The sequence below is a fragment of the Streptomyces hygroscopicus genome (assembly GCF_026168105.1).
In the GTDB taxonomy this organism is placed as follows: domain Bacteria; phylum Actinomycetota; class Actinomycetes; order Streptomycetales; family Streptomycetaceae; genus Streptomyces; species Streptomyces hygroscopicus_D.
Genome location: NZ_LBMW01000013.1, coordinates 108,735 through 127,279, shown reverse-complemented (window position 1 = coordinate 127,279; position 18,545 = coordinate 108,735). Strand labels below are relative to the sequence as shown.

Annotated in this window: 15 protein-coding genes; 4 read left to right on the top strand and 11 right to left on the bottom strand. The window is 71.7% G+C overall.

The window, feature by feature from the left end:
* Positions 1 to 100 precede the first annotated feature (100 nt).
* The gene (locus AAW14_RS15590; RefSeq protein WP_055490227.1) at positions 101 to 778 is read right to left on the bottom strand and encodes a response regulator transcription factor; all 678 of its coding nucleotides are present in this window, start codon (positions 776 to 778) and stop codon (positions 101 to 103) included.
* Between the two features lie 568 nt (positions 779 to 1,346).
* On the opposite strand from AAW14_RS15590, the gene AAW14_RS15585 reads away from it, so the two are divergent.
* Positions 1,347 to 2,843: an oligopeptide:H+ symporter gene (locus AAW14_RS15585; protein ID WP_265564305.1), complete on the top strand. Its 1,497-nt coding sequence runs from the start codon at positions 1,347 to 1,349 to the stop codon at positions 2,841 to 2,843.
* A gap of 75 nt (positions 2,844 to 2,918) precedes the next feature.
* On the opposite strand, the gene AAW14_RS15580 is transcribed toward AAW14_RS15585, so the two are convergent.
* The 6 genes from AAW14_RS15580 to AAW14_RS15555 all read right to left on the bottom strand — a co-directional run bounded on the left by AAW14_RS15580 (position 2,919) and on the right by AAW14_RS15555 (position 8,354).
* Complete coding sequence (locus AAW14_RS15580) at positions 2,919 to 4,199, bottom strand: hypothetical protein (RefSeq protein ID WP_265564383.1); 1,281 nt, start codon at positions 4,197 to 4,199, stop codon at positions 2,919 to 2,921.
* Between the two features lie 68 nt (positions 4,200 to 4,267).
* Complete coding sequence (locus AAW14_RS15575) at positions 4,268 to 5,347, bottom strand: hypothetical protein (RefSeq protein WP_265564302.1); 1,080 nt, start codon at positions 5,345 to 5,347, stop codon at positions 4,268 to 4,270.
* The gene (locus tag AAW14_RS15570) at positions 5,344 to 6,288 is read right to left on the bottom strand and encodes a hypothetical protein (protein WP_265564300.1); all 945 of its coding nucleotides are present in this window, start codon (positions 6,286 to 6,288) and stop codon (positions 5,344 to 5,346) included. The genes AAW14_RS15575 and AAW14_RS15570 overlap by 4 nt, the downstream gene beginning before the upstream one ends.
* 45 nt (positions 6,289 to 6,333) lie before the next feature.
* Positions 6,334 to 7,017, bottom strand: a complete 684-nt coding sequence (locus tag AAW14_RS15565; protein WP_265564298.1) for an LPXTG cell wall anchor domain-containing protein — start codon at positions 7,015 to 7,017, stop codon at positions 6,334 to 6,336.
* Positions 7,018 to 7,187: 170 nt separating this feature from the next.
* Positions 7,188 to 7,730, bottom strand: a complete 543-nt coding sequence (locus AAW14_RS15560) for an ATP-binding protein (RefSeq protein ID WP_265564296.1) — start codon at positions 7,728 to 7,730, stop codon at positions 7,188 to 7,190.
* Between the two features lie 255 nt (positions 7,731 to 7,985).
* On the bottom strand, positions 7,986 to 8,354 hold the full coding sequence (locus AAW14_RS15555) for an STAS domain-containing protein (protein ID WP_265564294.1): 369 nt from the start codon (positions 8,352 to 8,354) through the stop codon (positions 7,986 to 7,988).
* A 251-nt stretch (positions 8,355 to 8,605) separates the two neighbouring features.
* On the opposite strand from AAW14_RS15555, the gene AAW14_RS15550 reads away from it, so the two are divergent.
* Together AAW14_RS15550 and AAW14_RS15545 are read left to right on the top strand one after the other, a co-directional pair.
* Complete coding sequence (locus AAW14_RS15550) at positions 8,606 to 9,514, top strand: RNA polymerase sigma factor SigF (RefSeq protein ID WP_265564292.1); 909 nt, start codon at positions 8,606 to 8,608, stop codon at positions 9,512 to 9,514.
* A 264-nt stretch (positions 9,515 to 9,778) separates the two neighbouring features.
* Positions 9,779 to 11,335, top strand: a complete 1,557-nt coding sequence (locus tag AAW14_RS15545) for a ricin-type beta-trefoil lectin domain protein (protein WP_265564290.1) — start codon at positions 9,779 to 9,781, stop codon at positions 11,333 to 11,335.
* A 3-nt stretch (positions 11,336 to 11,338) separates the two neighbouring features.
* On the opposite strand, the gene hutI is transcribed toward AAW14_RS15545, so the two are convergent.
* From hutI to hutU, 4 genes are read right to left on the bottom strand one after another with little or no spacing between them, the layout of a single operon-like run.
* Positions 11,339 to 12,511: an imidazolonepropionase gene (hutI, locus tag AAW14_RS15540; protein WP_265564289.1), complete on the bottom strand. Its 1,173-nt coding sequence runs from the start codon at positions 12,509 to 12,511 to the stop codon at positions 11,339 to 11,341.
* Positions 12,512 to 12,546: 35 nt separating this feature from the next.
* Positions 12,547 to 13,887, bottom strand: coding sequence for a formimidoylglutamate deiminase (locus AAW14_RS15535; protein ID WP_265564287.1), 1,341 nt, complete (start codon positions 13,885 to 13,887; stop codon positions 12,547 to 12,549).
* Positions 13,878 to 15,101, bottom strand: a complete 1,224-nt coding sequence (locus tag AAW14_RS15530) for an allantoate amidohydrolase (RefSeq protein ID WP_265564285.1) — start codon at positions 15,099 to 15,101, stop codon at positions 13,878 to 13,880. The genes AAW14_RS15535 and AAW14_RS15530 overlap by 10 nt, the downstream gene beginning before the upstream one ends.
* Positions 15,098 to 16,762: a urocanate hydratase gene (gene hutU / locus AAW14_RS15525; RefSeq protein ID WP_265564283.1), complete on the bottom strand. Its 1,665-nt coding sequence runs from the start codon at positions 16,760 to 16,762 to the stop codon at positions 15,098 to 15,100. Before hutU ends, AAW14_RS15530 begins: the two co-directional genes overlap by 4 nt.
* 145 nt (positions 16,763 to 16,907) lie before the next feature.
* Here hutU and AAW14_RS15520 point away from each other — a divergent pair, with 145 nt between their 5' ends.
* Positions 16,908 to 18,329, top strand: coding sequence for a diaminopimelate decarboxylase (locus AAW14_RS15520; protein WP_265564281.1), 1,422 nt, complete (start codon positions 16,908 to 16,910; stop codon positions 18,327 to 18,329).
* Positions 18,330 to 18,545 lie beyond the last annotated feature (216 nt).

Sequence of the window (18,545 nt, the reverse complement as noted above, 5' to 3'; positions counted from 1 at the left end):
GCGGCGTGACGCGCCCGGCCACCCGAGCGCACCGGATCCGGCGGAGCCCGGCGGCAGCGCCCAGCCCTTCTCGAGAGCGCCCAGCTCTTCCCGAATGCGCCTAGCTCTTCTCGAAGCGGAAGCCCACTCCCCGCACGGTCGCGATGTAGCGCGGGTTCGCCGCGTCGTCGCCCAGCTTCTTGCGCAGCCAGGAGATGTGCATGTCCAGCGTCTTCGTGGACGACCACCATGTGGTGTCCCAGACCTCGCGCATCAGCTGGTCACGGGTGACGACCCGGCCCGCGTCCCGGACGAGAACCCGCAGCAGGTCGAACTCCTTGGCGGTGAGCTGCAGCTCCTCGTCGCCCATCCACGCGCGGTGCGACTCGACGTCGATGCGCACCCCGTGCGTGGCGGGCGGCTGCGCGGGCTCGGTGGAGCCGCGCCGCAGCAGGGCCCGGACCCGCGCGAGCAGTTCGGCGAGCCGGAAGGGCTTGGTGACGTAGTCGTCGGCGCCCGCGTCGAGGCCGACGACGGTGTCCACCTCGTCGGCACGCGCGGTCAGGATCAGGATCGGGACGGTGTGGCCATCCGCGCGCAGTCGGCGGGCCACCTCCAGGCCGTCCATGCCGGGCAGCCCGAGGTCCAGCACGACGAGGTCGACGCCGCCCTGCATTCCGGCGTCGAGCGCGGTGGGTCCGTCCTCGCGCACTTCGACCTCGTAACCCTCCCGGCGCAGGGCACGGGCCAGCGGCTCCGAGATGGACGCGTCGTCCTCGGCGAGCAGTACACGGGTCATGGGGTGATGGTAGTCCGCCCACGACAAGAGGAACGGTGTGATCGCGGGTGTGATCGACGAAGACGGATTCTTACCTTGCGCTGCGACGATACGAGGGGGACATCCGTGGTCACGGAGTGGAGTCACGCCTTCACCTTCCGGGGGCCATCCAGGTGAATGCCTTCGAATGGGATGAGCGGTTCCGGTATCACCTGTGATTCACCTCTCATGTCCTTCCATATGGGGCAGTGTCATGCCGTATGGTGACCAGAACGCCTGTAGCACCACCGGAGACCTTTGGCGGGCACTTGACGCTGAGGGTCTTTTTTGTGTGCGGGCTGGTTTCGGCCGGCCTCGAAAGGAATGACCTGTGGCCGGGCCCTGGGCGCACTTACGCGCGTAGAGGCGTGGATCCCGGTGATCGCCGTCCGCCGCTCCGCGATCCGGAGCGGACTCCCCGTGGGCGTGGGGTGGACGACCGATCGCGCCGGTGCCGGCCGCCCCCCACCGGGCGCGCAACCCACGGTCTCGGCCCCGGCCGAGACGCGGTACCCCCACCGCCGCACGCCCCGACCAGCAAGGAACGACCATGGCGTCCAGCCTGACGAAGGACTCGGTCCGCCCGGGCACCCCCGGTTCCGAGAAGACCTTCTTCGGCCACCCCCGCGGACTGGCCACTCTCTTCATGACCGAGATGTGGGAGCGATTCTCCTACTACGGCATGAGGGCCCTTCTCCCGCTGTACCTGGTCGCCCCGGGCGGCCTGCACCTGAGCGCGGCCACCGCGACCGCGATCTACTCGGTGTACGTGTCGCTCGTGTACCTGCTCGCCCTGCCGGGCGGCTGGTTCGCCGACCGCGTTCTCGGCCCCCGCAAGACGGTCGCCGTCGCGGGCACCATCATCATGCTGGGCCACCTCACGCTGGCCCTGCCGTCGTCCGGGACGTTCTTCGCCGGTCTCGGCCTCGTCGCCATCGGCTCGGGTCTGCTGAAGGCCAACATCTCCACGATGGTCGGCCACCTCTACGACGGCCCGGACGACCCCCGTCGCGACGGTGGCTTCACGCTCTTCTACGTCGGCATCAACCTGGGCGCCTTCGCCGCGCCGCTGGTCATCGGCACCGTCGGTGAGAGCGTCAACTGGCACATGGGCTTCGCGCTCGCCGCGCTCGGCATGGCGCTCGGCCTCGGCCAGTACCTGCTCGGCGGCCGTCACCTGAGCGCGCGCTCGAACGTCGTCCCGACGCCGCTGACCCCGGCGGAGAAGTCCTCGACGCTGCTCAAGTCGGCGCTGTGGGCGGCTGTCGCGGTCGTCTTCTACAGCATCGTCGGCTTCTCCGGCGTCTACACCCTGAACTGGCTGCTGGTCCCGATCACCATCGCCGGTCTGGTCATCCCGGTCATGGTCATCGCCCGGATCAAGCGGGACAAGGATCTGGACCGCGTCGAGCAGTCGAAGGTGTCCGCCTACATCTGGTTCTTCGTGGCCGCCGCCGCGTTCTGGATGATCTACGACCAGGGTGGCTCCACCCTGTCGATCTTCGCCGACGCCTCGGCCAAGAACACGATCTTCGGCTGGAACTTCCCCGTCTCCTGGTACCAGTCGGTCAACCCGGTCATGATCATGGCGCTCGCTCCTGTCTTCGCCTGGATGTGGCTGGCGCTGAACCGGCGCGGCAAGGAGCCGAGCACCGCGGTGAAGTTCGCCTCGGGTCTGGTCCTGATCGGTGCGTCCTTCTTCCTGTTCCTGGCCCCGCTGGCGATCGCCGACGGCGGTCACAAGGCCGCGGCGATGTGGCTGGTCGCGATCTACTTCGTGCAGACCGTCGGTGAGCTGACGCTCTCCCCGGTCGGCCTCTCCGTCACCACGAAGATGGCTCCGGTCAAGTACGCCTCCCAGATGATGGGTGTGTGGTTCCTGGCCGTCACCGCCGGTGACGCCACGACCGGTCTGCTCTCCATCGCGGGCGTCGACCTGAACAAGACGGGCATCGTGGCCCTGGAGGCCGCGGTCGCCGTGGTCGCCGGTCTCGCCGTGTGGATGTACCGCAAGAAGGTCAAGGAGCTCATGGGCGACGTGCACTGACGCACGTCGCGGGCCGTCGGAGGGCCGCTGCACCCGGCTGGGTGCGGCGGCCCTCCGGCGTTCGTCCGGGGAGGCTCAGCGGACGCGCCTGGGCAGGAACGTGAAGACCGCGCCGCCCAGCAGGACAGCCGTGCCGGCCACCAGCCCCAGGGCCCTGAGGCTGCCGTGGTCGTCCGCACCCGTCTGGGCCAGGCCGCCCGATGTGCCCGAGGACGTGCCGGAGGAGGTCGACGAACCGCCGGAGGCTCCGCCCGGCTGCTGCGAGGTGTCCAGGGTCAGCGACACCTGCGTGCTCGTCGGCGTACAGGTCGTGGTGGTGCCGAGGGCCTCGATGGTCAGCACGCCCGGCGACAGCGTCGACCGCCCGCTCGCTCCCGGCTTGTAGGTGCCCGTCAGATCCGGGATCTCGATGGGATCGCCCGACTTGATGGCGCTCGCGTTCGTGGGGCCCTCGACATGGACCGTGCCCTTGTCCGCGCCGCCCAGTGCGACCTCCATCGACGGCTTAACCGAGCCCTTGGGGATGTCCGCCGGGCTGTTCATCACCGACTTCTTGAACTGCACCGTGAGATCGAAACTCCCGCCGCTGCTCCTGGCGTTGATCTGCACCGGCGAGGTGGCGCTCCTGTCGCCGATGGGCGTCTTGCAGGCGTAGGGGACCTGGACCTCCTTGCCGGTGAAGTCCGTCTGCCCGCCGCCGGTACCGCCCGCGCCGCCGCCGGTCTCGGTCGCGCTCGCCGTGGGGGTGGCCGAGGAGGACCCGGTCGGCAGGCCCGTGGGCACGCTCGTCGGCGGAGTGGGGACGACCGTCGGGGACCCTCCCGTAGTACCGCCCGAAGTGCCGCCGCCGTCCGTCACGTTGATGGTCGCGGCCGGCTGCACCGGCTCCTTGGGGGAGCACTTGGTGTCGGTCGAGATGGGCTTGTCGACGTTGATGTCGTACGCGTCCGGCGTGAGCGTCACCCGGCCGGCCGCGGTCAGCTTCAGCCTGCCCGTCATGTCGGACAGCTTCATGTCGCTGTTCTTGGGGATCGGGGGGTTCGACCGGGGCCCCTCCATCGCGATGTCCGCGATCTGCGCCCCTGCCGCCTTCAGCGTCCCCGTCGGCTTGACCGTGTCCTTGCCCAGATCGAGCACATCGGGGTTCTTCGACGCGGCCTGCACGAACTTCCAGGTGATCGCCACCTCGTCGCCGACCTTCGCCAGGGCCGGCGCCGTGATCTCCACCTTCGTGGTGCCCTCGACCGGGGGCAGCCCGGAGATCGGGGGCGGAATGCACTCGGTCCGGTACGACACCTCCGCTGCCTGGGCCGGGGCGGCCGCCACGCCGAGCAGGATGCCCGCGCCGCCCAGCATCAGCACCACTCCGGCCGCGCTCGCTCTGCCGCTTCTGCCCCCTGCCGCCAGGGCTCTCCGTTGCGCGCTCACGTGTTTCCCTTCGTCGGGGTCGTCGGGCTGCTGTCGTGCGGTGCGGAGAGCCGGCCGTTCACCGCGGTCCCCGGATCGGCGTCCGGGGTGAACCACGGCAGGGCCGAAGCGGTGCGGGCTGCGGGGGCGGGCGAAGGAGCGCCCGGCCTCGGGATGCGCCAGGCGGAACCGGACAGCCGCGGACCACGGTGGCGTACGGCCCTCCGCGACCGGCCGCGCGGCCGCACCCGGTCCACGACGGCCATGCCGAGGCGGAACACGGCGGCCGGTACGACCACGCAGACCAGGATCCAGAAGAGGGTCACGCCCCAGGGGCGGCCGACGCCCCACGGCTGTTCGGCGAGGACCTTCCCGCCGTACTCGAGGGAGACGGTGTAGTCGCCGTGGGCACCCGCCGACAGCTCCACCGGCAGCGTGATCCGCGCCTTCCCGCCGGGCGCGATCGTGCCGCGCCACTGCTGGTCGTCCCACTGCGGGGCGAAGACCCCGTGGGAGGTGCCGATCCGGAAGACGGGATCCTTCACCGGCGAGGGGCCGACGTTGCCGACGGTGAACACGAGCGTGCGGGACGGCGGTGCCCCGAACCAGGTCAGCAGTCCGCTGGAGCCGTCGAGTCGGGTGTCCGTCAGCACCGACAGCCGCCCTGCGGCGGACTCGGCGGGCAGGGGCTCCACGGCGTGCCCGGCGACCTGGAAGATCGCGTCGGCGTCCGCCTGGCTCCCGGTCACGGTGGCGACGTGCACCACACAGGGGCACGGCACCGGCGGTTCGGCCACCGGAAGCCTTCTGCGGAACGCCCCGTGTGCGTCGGTCGTGACAGCCCGGCCGTCGGCGTTGGCGCAGGAGTTGGTGCCGCCGACCACCCCGCGGGAGGGCGCGGACTGCCCGCAGATCAGGATCATCAGCAGGGTCCTGGGACGCCAGCCGGCACCGGTCACGGTGATCGAACCGCCCGTCCCCGCCTGGGACGCGGACAGCGTGACGGCGGGCCGCCCGGCGCCCCGGGCCGGCGCCGCCGCCAAGGGCGCCAGGACGAGCGCGAGCAGCGCCAGCAGCACCGGGATACGCCCCTTCACAGCACCGCTCCCGTCAACTCGGCCTCCGCAGGGGTCCGGTCGCCCGTCCCCCGGACCGAGGGGCGGCGCCTGCGACGTCGTACGGCCACCGCGGCGCCCGCGGCCGTGAACAGCCCGGCACCGGCCCGGGCCACCGGCCCCCAAGGCACGAACCCCGCCTGTACCGCCGCGGAACCGTGCGCCCCGCCCGCCGCCGTCACCGTGAGCCGCACATCCACCGCGTCGAGCGCGGGGCGCCGCGGCCACGGCTCGGTCAGCCGGACCCGGTGGCCCGGCGGCAGTCGGAGGGGCAGGGTGCGCGGGGCGCGGTCGAGGACCCGGCCGAAGACCCCGTCGGCCCGCACCGCGAGCGTCGGGGTCAGCACGGTGGTGCCGCGGTTGACCAGCTCGTAGGAGATCCCTCCGCCACGCACGGCCAGGTGTTCGACGGTCAGCGCGGACAACGCGGTTCCACTGACGCGGAGTTGAACGCGTACGGCCGAGGAACGGCCGTCGGCGCTCGCCACGATCGCACCGGGGTGGTCGCCGGGCGCGGCGCCCACGGGAACCGTCACGGTGAACGGCACATCGGCCCGGGTGCGGGCGGGCACCGTCACCGTGACCGTGTGCGCGGCAGTACGCCGTCCGTCCGTCGTGCGGGCGAAGCCGATCCATGCGCCGGTGTCCGCCGACTCGCTCCGTACCGTGAATCCGGCGTCCGCGTCGGCGCCGCCCAGCCGGACCGTCAGCGGCTTCCCGCCCGGGTTGAAGACCGAGACCGCGTCCTCGAGGACCGTCCCCGGTCCGCCCTCCGCGTAGACGTACGGCCGCCCGTCGGCGCCCCCGGTCACGGGCGTGAGGGACCAGCCCTCGTCGGCGACCGCGGCGGGCGCGGCGACGAGCAGGCTCAGGACGGCGAAGGGCAGGAGGGGCAGACGGAGGACGGGGCGGGGGTACGGCATGGGCGGCTCTCCTGGCGGCGACTCGTACGGGACCCGGGGAGCGCCTCAGCGGCGTACCGCCTGGTTCCGGCGCGTCAGCCACAGCACACCGGCCGCTCCGCCGAGCAGGACGGTGCCGCCGAGGGTGCCGAGGGCGATCACGGAGTCCTCGGGACCCGTCTGCGGGAGCTGCCCTCCTGGGTCCGTACCGCTCGAGGCGGAGCCGGGGGTACCGCCGCCCACGGCGGTGACGTCGAGGGTCAGCGACGGCCCCGGGCCGTTGCTGGGTGTGCACGTGGTCGTCGTGCCGAGCGCGGTGATGGTCAGCACGCCCGCGGTGAAGGTGACCTTGCCGGTCTTCTTCGGCGTGTACGTACCGCTCAAGTCATTGATCTTGATGGGGGTGTTGGCGGGGATCGCCGCCTGGTTGGCGGGACCGGTCACCGTGATGGTGCCGCTGTCGGCGCCGCCCAGCTCGACGGTCGCGCTCGGGTTCATCGCGCCCTTGCCCAGTTCGACCGGGCTGGAGGAGACGCCCTTCTGCCAGGACATGGTGATCCGGTAGCCGCTGCCGCTCCTGGCACCCTTGATGTCTATGGGCGAGACGGCACTCTTGTCGCCGATCGGCGTCTTGCAGTGGTAGTTGACGTCGACGACCGCGGCCCGGGCCACGGGAGCGGCCATCAGTACCGCCGAGCCGGCCAGGGCAGCGGCGGACGCGAGCGCGGCACTTCGTTTGTGGTACGTCACGGTCCCCTCATTTCCTGACGGCACATCAGATCGGCCGTCAAGGTACGCCCGGGGCCGTGTGGAGGGAAGACACAGTGCGCGCCGGATCTGTGGTGATCCGGCGCGCAAGAAGTGAGGTGTGCGGGGACGTACGACGAAGGGTTCGAACCCGGGGTAACCGAAGGTGAGCGTTAAGCGGGGGCGCCGAGTTCCGCCCACACCGTCTTGCCGCCGGCCCCGGGGGTCCTTACGACACCCCAGTCCAGGCAGAGCCGCTGCACGATGAACATCCCGTGGCCGCCGGGGCGTCCGGCACGGTGCGGGGTGCGCGGGGCGGGCTGGCCGGCGCCACGGTCGGACACCTCGATGCGCAGCACCTTGTTGTCGCACCCGATCCACAGCTCCTGAGGGCCGTCGGCGTGCAGACACGCGTTGGTGACGAGTTCGGAGACGACGAGCAGCACGTCCTCGGCGGCGGCCCGCTGGTCCGCGCCTGCCGCGGGCAGCCAGCCCCACGCGTACAGCGCCTGGCGGGTGAAGTCGCGGGCGAGCGGGACGACGCCGCTCTCGCCCTCGAAGCTCAGCCTGCGGACCTGCCGGCCTGAGGAGGGCGGCTCCTCCCCGGACGCACCGGAGGACGCGCCCTCGGCGGACGGACCCTGCGCAGGCGCCCCGGAAGCGCCGCTGGGCTCGGGGCCGCGGTCGCCCGGCGGGTAGGGCCGGGTGGTGCTCATCAGCGCTTCACCTCACCGATTCACCAGTTCACGATTCAAGACTCAGTACGTGGGTCGACGGCGTTTCCGTCAGTTGTTGCTCGTGCCGTTCGTGCGAGCCCTCGCCACGGCCGCTTCGGGCCGGGCTGCCGACATGTTCAGAATGTCTCCTGCCCGAGCGAACCGCTGGAACACCCGTGGATTCGGCCGGAACCTGTGACACGCGTAACGCGCTGGTCACACAGGGACACGCCGGGGGGCGGGCACACCGGCCGCTCATTCGGCCAGGGCCGCGTCCAGCGTCTCGTGGACGGTGAAGACGGCGTCCGCCCCGGTGATCTCGAAGACCCGGGCCACCACCGGCAGCATGCCCGCCAAGTGGACTCCGCCACCCGCGGCCTCGGCCTTGAGCCGGGCGGCCAGCAGGACGTTCAGCCCGGTGGAGTCGCAGAACTCCAGCCGTGAGCAGTCCACGACCAGGCGTGAGCACCCCTTCCCGAGGCAGTCCTCGAGGGGTTCACGCAGCAGATCGGCGGTGTGGTGATCCAACTCACCCGCCGGGGTCACGACGGCACTGATGCCCTCGTGCCGGACTTCGACCAGAAGCCGGCCCGACTGTGCGCTGCCGACCGTCCCGCGGTCCATGCCGTCTCTCTCCTGACCGTCGTGGCTGTTGGTGGACGCTCTCGAACACTACGCCTTCCTCACGTGTCTCGACACCCGAACAACCCCACTAAATCGGACATTTCGCCGCATAATGCACTTGCGGTGGGCAGTTGAAAGCGGGTAGGCCTAGTAGGGACACAGATTCGACCACGGCCGGCTTCGGAGGCGCCGCACACCGCAGTGCACGTATTGGCATCGGCGGCCATATGCCGAGAACGATGGAGGACATCATGTCACCCCGGCTCGACGCATCGCAGACCCTGAGGGCGACGTCGACACCCCCCACAGCACGACCGGACCACGACAGCACCGACGCCCTCGCCCCCCATGACGGTCTGGCCGGCCTTCCGGAGATCCCCCCGTACGACGAGGTGGGCCCGGTTGACGCACGGGCCCTTTCCAGGACGCTCTTCGAACGGCTGGAGTCGCTCGAAGAGGGCACGCACGAACATGCCTACGTCCGCAACACACTGGTGGAACTGAACCTCGCCCTGGTGAAGTTCGCCGCCTCCCGCTTCCGCTCCCGCAGCGAGCCGATGGAGGACATCATCCAGGTCGGGACGATCGGCCTGATCAAGGCGATCGACCGCTTCGAACTCAGCCGCGGCGTGGAGTTCCCCACCTTCGCGATGCCGACGATCATCGGTGAGGTCAAGCGCTTCTTCCGCGACACGTCGTGGTCGGTGCGGGTACCGCGCAGGCTGCAGGAACTCCGTCTGGACCTGGCGAAGGCCGGCGACGAACTCGCGCAGAAGCTCGATCGCGCGCCGACGGTCGCGGAACTGGCGGATCGCCTGGGCATCTCGAACGACGAGGTCGTCGAGGGCATGGCGGCGTCGAACGCCTACACGGCAAGCTCCCTCGACGCGCAGCCGGAGGAGGACGACTCCGAGGGCGCGCTCGCGGACCGTATCGGGTACGAGGACCACGGGCTCGAAGGCATCGAGTACGTCGAGTCGTTGAAGCCTCTGATCGCCGAACTCCCGCCGCGCGACCGGCAGATCCTGTCGTTGCGTTTCGTGGCGAACATGACGCAGTCGGAGATCGGCGAAGAGCTGGGTATCTCGCAGATGCATGTGTCACGTCTGCTGACGCGGACGCTGGTGCGGCTGAGGAAGGGGCTCACCGTCGAGGAGTGACGGCCCGAGTCCGCAGACAGGTCACCATCCGCCCGCTGCCCGGCCGGCCAACCCGGCCGGGCAGCGGGCGACTTGTGTCCGGCCCCGCGGTATCTCACGTATTTGCCGGTCGCCCACCGGACCGCTGACGCTCCACTCCTTGTTACCCTCGGGAACCCCTTTTCCTCCGGTGTAACTTCCATCACTATGGTCCCCCATACCAGCCGGTAGGTTTCAGCCAAGGTCACGCCCGCCGGCAGAACGAGGGTGCAAGGAGGCAGGGGGATGGCCCGGGCTGAGCGGGACGACGACGACGTCGAGACCGAGGGCGGGATGCACAGTACGGTGTCCGACGCCCGGCTGACCGAACTGCTGCGGAGCGACACCCCGATCGCCTATCCGGCCCTGCGTGAGCTCCGTGTGCGCCACCGCCCCGCGGTCCTCGCCTACGCGCGCCTGTGCACAGTCGACGACACCGCGGCCCGGCAGCTCACCGCGCAGGCATTCGCGCTCGCGGCCCGCGACACCGCCCGGGGCAGCGATCCGCGTGGCCCCTGGCGCCACCAACTCCTGCTCCTGGCAGGACGGGTGACCGCCTCCTGGGCCACGGACGAACGCGCCCCACGCCTCGACGCGGCCCTGCTCGCCCATCTGCGCGCGGCCGCTCCCGGAGCCTCCGCGCCGCCGATGCTCGCCGCCTTCCAGGCGCTTCCGGTCCGGGTGCAGGGGCTGATCTGGTACGGCGTCGTCGAACAGGAGCCGTCGGAGCGGACGGCCGGGCTGCTGGGCCTGTCCCCGCAGGACGTGGCGTACGGCATCGAACCGGCGTTCGGTGCGCTGCGCCAGTCACTCCTGAGGACCAGGCTGGCCGCCTCCGGCAATCCGCGCTGCCAGGACTTCCGGCGGCTGATCGAGGAGTCGGTACGCCCCGGCACACCGCGCCACAGCGCCGATCTGCATGCCCACATGGCGCACTGTGTGCACTGCGCCACCGCGTACGAGGAGTTGTCGCAGTTGCGCGACACCCCTCGTACGGCGCTGGCGGAAGGCCTGCTCCCCTGGGGCGGTACGGCGTACGCCATGGCTGAGGCGGACGAGCAGAGCACAGGCAGCGCGGCCCGGCTGCCGGGCTGGTGGCCTTCGCGCCGCTTCGTGCTGGCCGCTACGGCCGTGGGCGTGGCGCTGGCCCCGCTGCTGGTCTATCTGCTCGCTTCGGACGGTTCGGGATCCGCGCGCGCCGCGAGCGACGTCATCACCCCTCCCCCTCCGCCCGCGGTGACGGTGACGGCGACGGTCTCGCTGACGCCCTCGCCCACACCGACGCCGAGCCCGAGCCCGACCACCCGGTCCCCCAGCCCGACGCCGACTCCCACACCATCCGGGACGACCCGGCCCCCGTCCCCGAAACCCCAGCCGAAGCCACCCGCGCCGCACCCGCCGAACGGCACGTACGCCCAAGTGGTGAATGTCGCCTCGGGCCTGTGCCTGGACATCCGCGACGGCGTCATGGACGACGGCACGGACGTCATCACGGCGCCCTGCACCTCGTCCGGCACCCAGCGCTGGCGCGTGGACGCCTCCAGCGAGGTCCTCCAGTCGTACGCCGACCCGGACTACTGCCTGGACAGCCGCGGCTCCACCTACCGCGGCGTCGGCATCTGGACGTGCTCCTCGGTCGACGGCTCCAACGGCCAGAACCTGCGCTTCACCGTCGACTCCCGTGGCGTCATCCGCCCGGAGATCGCCCCGGACCACGCGGTGACGCCCTACGGCGGCGACACGGTGTTCCTGATTCCGGACCAGGGCGGCGACGCACAGCGGTGGCGGGCGGGCGCCTCCTGACGGCTAGACGGCCTTACGGCCCCGACGCCACACCTGGGACACCAGGGGCACCCCCGGCCGGTACGCCAGATGGACATGGCTCGGGGCGTCGAGAACCGCCAGGTCCGCGTACGCACCCGGGCCGAGGCGGCCGATGTCCGTGCGGCGCAGGGCCCTGGCTCCGCCCGCCGTGGCCGACCACACCGCCTCGTCCGGGGTCATGCCCATGTCCCGGACGGCCAGCGCGATGCAGAACGGCACCGAGGACGTGAAGGACGAGCCCGGGTTGCAGTCCGTCGACAGGGCCACCGTCACACCCGCGTCCAGAAGGCGGCGGGCGTCGGGCCACGCGGCGCGGGTCGAGAACTCGGCGCCGGGCAGGAGGGTGGCGACGGTGCGGCTGTGGGCGAGCGCGTCCACATCGGCGTCCGTCAGATGCGTGCAGTGGTCGGCGCTGGCCGCGTCGAGTTCGACGGCGAGCTGCACGCCGGGGCCGTACGACAGCTGATTGGCGTGGATGCGCGGGTGCAGGCCCTTCTGCTTGCCTGCCGTAAGGATGGCGCGGGCCTGGTCGCCGTCGAAGGCGCCCTTCTCGCAGAAGACGTCGATCCACCGGGCGTACGGCGCGCAGGCGTCGAGCATCTCGCCGGTCACCAGGGCGACGTACGCGGCAGGGTCGCCGGCGTAGTCCGGGGAGACGATGTGGGCCCCGAGGTAGGTGACCTCGTCCGTGTGCGCGGAGGCGATGCGCAGGGCGCGCGCCTCGTCCTCGACCGTGAGGCCGTAGCCGGACTTGGTCTCGAAGGTGGTGGTGCCCTGGCGGAGGGCCTCCGCGAGGTAGCGGACGAGGCCCGCCTCCAGCTCCGCGTCCGACGCCGCCCGGGTCGCCGCCACCGTTGTACGGATGCCGCCCGCCGAGTAGCCGCGGCCGGACATACGGGCGTTGAACTCCTCGGTGCGGTCGCCCGCGAAGACCAGGTGCGAGTGGGAGTCGACGAAGCCAGGGATCACCGCCCGGCCGCCGACGTCGACCCGGTTGTCAGTGGGGGGTGCTTTCCTGGACTCACCGGTCCAGGCGACGCGGTCGCCGTCGATGACGACGGCCGCGTCCTGGATCAGTCCGAGAGGGGAGCTGTCACCGAGGGAGGGGTCGTTGGTGATTAGGCTGGCGATGTTGGTGATGACCGTGCTGCTCATGGGTTCCTCGTGGGTGGCCGGGCTGGGGAGGGACGTCAGGCACGCAGGGCTTCGACGGCGTCGGCCAGCGCCCGTGGCACATCCGGTACGAGCGTGTGCGCCCCGTCGCGTACGACGTGCCGGCCGCCCACGACCGTATGGCGCACGTCCGCTGCCGTCGCGGCGAATACGGCGGTCTCGGCGCCCAGCCGCGGCAGCGGCCCCGCGGTCCTGACCGAGTCGAGCGCGATCGTCGTGAAGTCGGCGAGCGCGCCCGGTTCCAGGGCGCCCGCGTCCGCCCAGCCCAGCGCCGCGTGCCCGTCGGCACCGGCCGCCCGCAGCAGGGCCGCCGCCGTCCAGTGACCGCGTGTGCGGCTGCGCAGCCGCTCGTTCAGCTCCATCGCGCGCGCCTCCTCGAGGAGGTCGATGACGGCGTGGCTGTCGGAGCCGAGACAGAGCGGGGAACCCGCGGCCTGCAGGGCGACGGCCGGACCGATGCCGTCGGCGAGGTCCCGCTCGGTGGTCGGGCACATACAGGTGCCCGTGGCGGTGGAGCCGATCAGCGCGATGTCCTCGTCGGTGAGGTGCGTGTTGTGTACCCCGGTGGTGCGTGGCCCGAGGACGCCGTGGTCGGCGAGGAGGCGGGTCGGGGTGCAGCCGTGGGCCTCCTGGCACGCACTGTTCTCGGCCGTCTGCTCGGACAGGTGCACATGGAGCGGGGCTCGCCGCTCCTCGGCCCAGCGCGCCACCGTCGCCAACTGATCCGCAGGCACGGCCCGTACGGAGTGGACGGCCGCACCGATCCGCGCGTGATCCCGTTCCTTGAGAACTGAACAGCGTTCGGCCCAGGCGTCCGCGGTGCCGTCGGAGAACCGGAGCTGGTGCGGGTTGGGCGGCTGTCCGAAGCCGGAGGAGAGATAGGCGGTGTCGAGAAGGGTGATACGGATGCCGGCCTCGGCGGCGGCGTCGATGAGGGCCTCGCCCATCGCGTTGGGGTCGGCGTACGGGGTGCCGTCCGGAGTGTGGTGGACGTAGTGGAACTCGCCGACGGCCGTGACCCCGGCCAGTGCCATCTCCGCGTACACGGCGCGGGCGAGCGCGTGGTAGGTCTCCGGGGTCAGTCCCTCGGCGACGGAGTACATGACCTCCCGCCAGGTCCAGAAGGTGCCGGAGCCGACCTGCACCGTGCCGCGCAGGGCACGGTGGAAGGCGTGCGAGTGGGCGTTGGCGAGGCCGGGAAGGGTGAGTCCGCGGAGGACCTCGGCGCCGGGCGGCGGCGCGTCGACGCCCGTGCGGACGGCGGTGATACGCCCGTCCCTCACGTCCAGGGCGACGCCCGGCTCGACGACGGGGTCCAGCCAGGCGTGCTCCAGCCAGTACGTCCGCGTCACCTGCACACCAGCCCTTCCAGTACGTCGGCGAGCGCCGTCACTCCGGCCAGGCAGTCGTCCTCGGCGGCGTACTCGGCCGGTGAGTGCGAGACGCCCGTGGGGTTGCGCACGAACAGCATGGCGGTCGGGATGCTGCCGGAGAGGATTCCGGCGTCGTGTCCCGCCCCCGTGCCCAGGACGGGCACGGTCAGCCCGCGGTCCTCGTCCCTGCCGAGGATACGGGCCAGTTCGTCACGCAGGGCGTGATCGAACTCGACGACGGGGGTGAAGGACTCCCGGACGACGTCGAGGGCGATGCCGTGCTTGTCCGCGTACTCGCGGGCCGCCTTCTCGATCCCGCCGACGACGGTGTCCAGGCTCTCCTGGTCGGCGGCGCGGGAGTCGAGCCAGCCGCGGACGAGGGAGGGGATGGCGTTGACGCCGTTGGGCTCGACTGCGATCTTGCCGAAGGTGGCCACGGCACCGGCGAGTTCGGCCTCGCGGCGGGCGGCGAGGACGGTCTCGGCGTAGGACAGCATGGGGTCCCGGCGGTCGACCAGCCGGGTGGTCCCCGCATGGTTGGCCTCGCCCCGGAAGTCGAACCGCCACCGCCCGTGCGGCCAGATGGCGCTGGCGACGCCCACGCTGTCACCGCTGAGGTCGAGGGCCCGTCCCTGTTCGACGTGCAGCTCGACGAACGCACCGATGCGGCCGAGCCGCTCCGGATCGGGCCCGATGGCATCGGGGTCGTACCCGGCGGCCTCCATCGCCCGCGCCAGTGTGACGCCGTCGCCGTCGGTCAGCCGGTGCGCCTGTTCGCGGGTGAGCTGCCCGGCGGCCAGCCGTGATCCGACACAGGCGAGCCCGAACCGGGCGCCCTCCTCGTCCCCGAAGTTGACGATGGCGAAGGGCTTGGCGAACTCGGCGCCCCGTGCCCGCAGTTCGTCGAGCGCGGCGAAGGAGGACACGACCCCGAGGGGCCCGTCGAAGGCGCCGCCGTCCGGGACCGAGTCCAGATGGGATCCGGTGACCACGGCGTCCCCCTCGGCGGGATCTCCGAGCCAGGCCCACTGGTTGCCGTTGCGGTCGACCTCGCAGGCCAGCCCGCGGGCCCGGGCCTGGGCCTCGAACCAGGCACGGCACTCGGCATCGGCGGCGGTCCAGGCGAAGCGGCGGTAGCCGCCGGAGGCGGAGCTGCGGCCGATCGGCAGCAGCTCCGCCCACATCTCGTGGAAGGTCACGCGTCGTCACCTTCGCGCATGGGAACCCGCACGCCCCGGTCCTCGGCCACGGACTCCGCGATGTCGTACCCGGCGTCGACATGCCGGATGACGCCCATCCCGGGGTCGTTGGTGAGCACCCGGCGGATCTTCTCGCCCCCCAGCCTGGTGCCGTCGGCCACCGTCACCTGGCCCGCGTGGATGGAGCGGCCCATACCGACCCCGCCACCATGGTGGATCGACACCCAGGACGCACCCGACGCCACGTTCACCATGGCGTTGAGCAGCGGCCAGTCCGCGATGGCGTCCGAGCCGTCGAGCATCGCCTCGGTCTCGCGGTACGGCGAGGCAACGGACCCGCAGTCGAGGTGGTCGCGGCCGATGACGATCGGCGCGGACAGCTCGCCGCTCGCCACCATGTCGTTGAAACGCTCACCGGCTTTGTCGCGCTCGCCGTAGCCGAGCCAGCAGATACGGGCGGGCAGACCCTGGAAGTGGACGCGCTCGCCGGCCATCTTGATCCAGCGCGCGAGGGACTCGTTCTCGGGGAACAGATCGAGGATCGCCCGGTCCGTCCTGGCGATGTCGGCCGGGTCGCCGGACAGCGCCGCCCATCGGAAGGGGCCCTTGCCCTCGCAGAACAGCGGCCGGATGTAGGCGGGCACGAACCCGGGGAACGCGAACGCCCGGTCGTACCCGGCGAGCTGGGCCTCCCCGCGGATCGAGTTGCCGTAGTCGAAGACCTCGGCGCCCGCGTCCATGAAGCCGACCATCGCCTCGACGTGCCGGGCCATCGACTCGCGGGCGCGCGTGGTGAAGCCGGCCGGGTCCTTGGCGGCGGCGGAGGCCATGTCCTCGAAGTCGACGCCCACCGGCAGGTAGGACAGCGGGTCGTGGGCCGAGGTCTGGTCGGTGACGATGTCGATCGGGGCGCCCATCGCGAGGAGCTGCGGGACGACCTCCGCGGCGTTGCCGAGGACGCCGATGGACAGCGGCTTGCGCTGATCGCGTGCCTCGACGGCCAGCTGGAGGGCATGCTCCAGGGAGTCGGCCTTCACATCCAGGTACCGGTGCTCGATACGCCGCTCGATGGCGCGCGGGTCGCAGTCGATACAGATCGCGACGCCGTCGTTCATCGTGACGGCGAGCGGCTGGGCGCCGCCCATGCCGCCGAGTCCGGCCGTGAGCGTGATGGTTCCGGCCAGGGAGCCGCCGAACTTCTTCGCGGCGACGGCGGCGAACGTCTCGTACGTGCCCTGGAGGATGCCCTGGGTGCCGATGTAGATCCAGGAGCCGGCGGTCATCTGCCCGTACATGGTCAGGCCGAGGGCCTCGAGGCGGCGGAACTCCTCCCAGTTGGCCCAGTCGCCGACCAGGTTGGAGTTGGCGATGAGGACACGCGGCGCCCACTCGTGGGTCTGCATGACGCCGACGGGCCGGCCGGACTGGACGAGCATCGTCTCGTCCTGCTTGAGGGTCCTCAGCGTGCGGACCATCGCGTCGAAGGAGCGCCAGTCGCGGGCTGCCTTGCCGGTGCCGCCGTAGACGACGAGCTTGTCGGGGTGCTCGGCGACCTCGGGGTCGAGGTTGTTCTGCAGCATCCGCAGGGCGGCCTCCTGCTGCCATCCCAGGGCGCTCAGTTCCGTGCCGCGCGGCGCTCGGACGGGGCGGGGTCCTGACATGGTCTGCCTCCTGGTGGACGGCCGCACGCGGCCGGGGGGCGCGCGGGACTGTTGCATTGGATATTCACATCCTGACTCTCTGAATAGAACTAGTCAATACGTTCTTGCGCCAGCGTGGCGACGGCCGGGGTGTTTGGCTGGAGACATGACCGCGGACGGCGAGACGGGGACGAGGAACGCTGTGGACGCGAGGGACACCGGGACCGGACGCGAGGGCCGGGAAGGGCGCTCCGCCGACCCCGAGCGGGTGGCACGCCGGGACGAGGCCGTGCGGGGCGCCGTCGAGCGAGGGCTGCTGGCACCGGACGCTCCCCTCGTCGGCCTTCTGGACGTCGTGGGCATCCGCGACTCGGCGGCGGCGCTGCGGGCGGCCTTCGACGCGGTGGTCCGGCCCGGCACCCCGGTTCTGCACGCCTTCGCGGTCAAGGCGACCCCGCTCGTACCGGTGCTGCGGCTGCTGCGGGAGGCGGGCATCGGTGCGGAGGTGGCGAGCCCCGGGGAGCTGGCGCTGGCGCGGGCGGCCGGAGTGGCGCCGGAGCGCACCGTGCTGGACTCGCCCGCCAAGACCCCGGCGGAGCTGCGGGAGGCCCTGGCGCTCGGCATCGCGGTGAACGCGGACAATCCGCAGGAGCTGGAGCGGATCGACGCCCTCGTACGCACGACGAAGACGTCCTCCCCGCTCGGGATACGGGTGAATCCGCAGCTTGGGGCCGGTGCGATCGGGGCCCTGTCCACGGCCACGGCCACCTCCAAGTTCGGGGTGGCACTACGCGACGAGGGGGCGCGCGAGTGGCTGGTTCGCGCCTACGCCGACCGGCCCTGGCTGACCCGGCTGCACGCGCACTCCGGTTCCCAGGGGGTCCCGCTGTCGCTGATGGCGCGGGGCGTCGCGGAGTGCCACGCGCTCGCCGAGGAGATCAACCGACGGGTGGGGCGGCAGCAGATCGACACGATCGACATCGGAGGCGGGCTGCCGGTCAACTTCGGCTCGGACGTGACGACGCCGACGTACGCCCAGTACGCACAGGTGCTGGCGGAGGCGGTGCCGGGGCTGTTCGGCGGGCGGTACGGGCTGGTGACGGAGTTCGGGAGGTCCCTGCTGGCCAAGCACGGGACCGTGGTGGCGCGGGTGGAGTACACGAAGCGCGCGGGCGGCCGGGCCGTCGCGGTCACCCACGCGGGCGTGCAGATCGCGGCCCGCACGGTGTACGCGCCGGCGTCCTGGCCGCTGCGGATCGCGGCGTACGACGCGAAGGGGCGCCCGAAGGAGGGGCCCGATGTGGTGCAGGACGTGGCGGGCCCGGCGTGCTTCGCGGGCGACCTGCTGGCGGAGGGACAGGCACTGCCGCTGCTCGAGCAGGGTGACTACGCGGCGGCGCTGGACACCGGGGCGTACTACTTCGCGCACCACTACGCCTACAACTCCCTTGCCCGGCCAGGTGTGTACGGCTACGCGCCGGGCCAGGGCGGAGGGATGCGGTTCGCGGTCGTACGACAGCCGCAGACCGTCGAGGAGATCGTGGCGGAGTCCGGCGCGGGCCACCGCGACGCACTGACCGGTCTCTGAGACCGCTCCCGGAAGAACCGCGTCCGGCGCGCTCGCGGGACGCCCGGAAACCCGGGGAGCCCGGAGAGCCCCGGGCGCGTGGAAACCACTCGGGGCGCGCGGAAACCTTCGGGGCGCTCGTAAAGGTTCGCGCTCCTCCCGGGCGCACCCCCCGCCTCCCACCCGCACACCGCCCGCATAGCCGCAGGTCAGCCCCGCACGTCACCATATTCGCCA